This window comes from Streptomyces sp. rh34 (genome assembly GCF_002551245.1).
Taxonomy (GTDB): Bacteria; Actinomycetota; Actinomycetes; order Streptomycetales; family Streptomycetaceae; genus Streptomyces.
Window position 1 is genome coordinate 1 of record NZ_NTGZ01000516.1, and the last position, 1,642, is coordinate 1,642.

Consider the following 1,642-nt stretch of genomic DNA (forward strand, 5'->3'; position numbering starts at 1 on the left):
AGCCCTGGACGCGCCCGCGGCCTGGTCGCCGGGCGGGCCCTGGACGGGCGGCGGGGTGCTCGCGGGGCGGGCCGGTGCGTCGAGGGCGGCCGTCGAGGCGGACGCCTCCCACTGCCTGCCGTCGCGGCCCGCGTCCATCGCCTCGTTGGCGAGCCGGTCAGCGTGCTTGTTCTGCGCGCGCGGGATCCACTCGTACGTCACGCAGGACGGCGGCAGGACCGCGGCCGCGCGCGCCGCCAGCGGCTTCATGTCGGGGTGCTTGATCTTCCAGCGCCCCGACATCTGCTCGACGACCAGCTTGGAGTCCATCCGGACGTGGACCCGCAGCGCGTCCCCCGCGTCCGGGAACAACGCCTTCGCGGCCGTCAGACCGGCGATCAGACCCCGGTACTCGGCGACGTTGTTCGTCGCGACGCCGATGTACTCGGCGGCCTCGGCGAGGGGTTCGCCGGTGGCCGGGTCGATGACGACCGCACCGTAACCGGCGGGCCCGGGATTGCCCCGGGATCCGCCGTCGGCCTCGACCACCACCTGGCGCGCGGCGCTCATTACAGGCCCGACTCCGAGGTGCGGACCAGGATCCGGTGGCAGTTCTCGCAGCGCAGGACCGTCTCGGGGGACGCGGCCCGCACGTCGCCCACCTCGGCCATGTTCAGCTCCAGCCGGCAGCCCTCGCAGCGGCGCTGGTAGAGCCGGGCGGCGCCGACCCCGCCCTGCTGGGCGCGGAGCTTGTCGTACAGCTTCAGCAGGTCGGCGGGGATGACCTCGGCGACGATCTGGCGGTCCTTGGCCACCGTGGCGGCCTCGGCGTCCAGCTCGGCGGTCGCGGCGTCGCGGCGCGCGGTGGCGTCGTCGACCTTGGCCTGGACGGCGGCGACCCTCTCGGTCAGCTCGGCGACCCGCTCCTGGGCGCTCTCACGGCGCTCCATGATCTCCAGGACGACGTCCTCCAGGTCTCCCTGGCGCTTGGCGAGCGAGACGATCTCGCGCTGCAGGCTCTCCAGGTCCTTGGGCGAGGAGACCGCGCCGGAGTCCAGGCGCTGCTGGTCGCGGACGGCGCGCTGGCGCACCTGGTCGACGTCCTGCTCGGCCTTGGTCTGCTCGCGGGTGGTGTCGCTCTCCTCGGTGGTGGAGGCGACCAGCAGGTCCCGCAGCTGGGCGAGGTCGCTGCTGAGCTGCTCGATCTCGGCGTGCTCCGGCAGCGAGGTGCGCTTGTGGGAGAGCTGGGCGAGACGGAGGTCGAGGGCCTGGACGTCGAGAAGTCGGATCTGGTCGGCGGGCGCGGCGTTCAGTTGGGGGCTCCAGAGGAATGGTGGGTGGTCCAGGGGTCGGTGACCTGCTTCGAGACATGGACCCGCAGGTCCCATCCGTGGCGGTCGGAAAGCGCGTCGAGCTGGGCTGCCGCCTGCTCGCACCAGGGCCATTCGGTGGCCCAGTGCGCGGCGTCGACGAGGCCGAGCGGCGAGTGCTGCACGGCCTCGGAGGCCGGGTGGTGGCGCAGGTCGGCGGTGAGGAAGGCGTCGACGCCCGCGGCGCGCACGGCGTCGAAGAGGCTGTCGCCGGAGCCGCCGCTGACGGCGACGGTGCGCACGAGCGCCTCCGGGTCTGTCTCTTATACACATCTCTGATGGCGCGAGGGAGG

The 1,642-nt window shown here is 73.3% G+C and carries 2 protein-coding genes and 1 pseudogene; all 3 read right to left on the bottom strand.

The genetic code is table 11. The features are described from left to right. Positions 1-549 (bottom strand): reverse transcriptase-like protein (locus tag CR470_RS37830; RefSeq protein WP_143663992.1); only part of this gene is annotated, 549 nt, incomplete at its 3' end. After that, positions 549-1,292, bottom strand: coding sequence for a zinc ribbon domain-containing protein (locus CR470_RS37835; protein ID WP_179892524.1), 744 nt, complete (start codon positions 1,290-1,292; stop codon positions 549-551). The genes CR470_RS37830 and CR470_RS37835, both read right to left, overlap by 1 nt. Further along, a pseudogene (locus tag CR470_RS37840) lies at positions 1,289-1,606 on the bottom strand (Nif3-like dinuclear metal center hexameric protein); the annotation flags it as partial. The pseudogene CR470_RS37840 and the gene CR470_RS37835, both read right to left, overlap by 4 nt. Positions 1,607-1,642 lie beyond the last annotated feature (36 nt).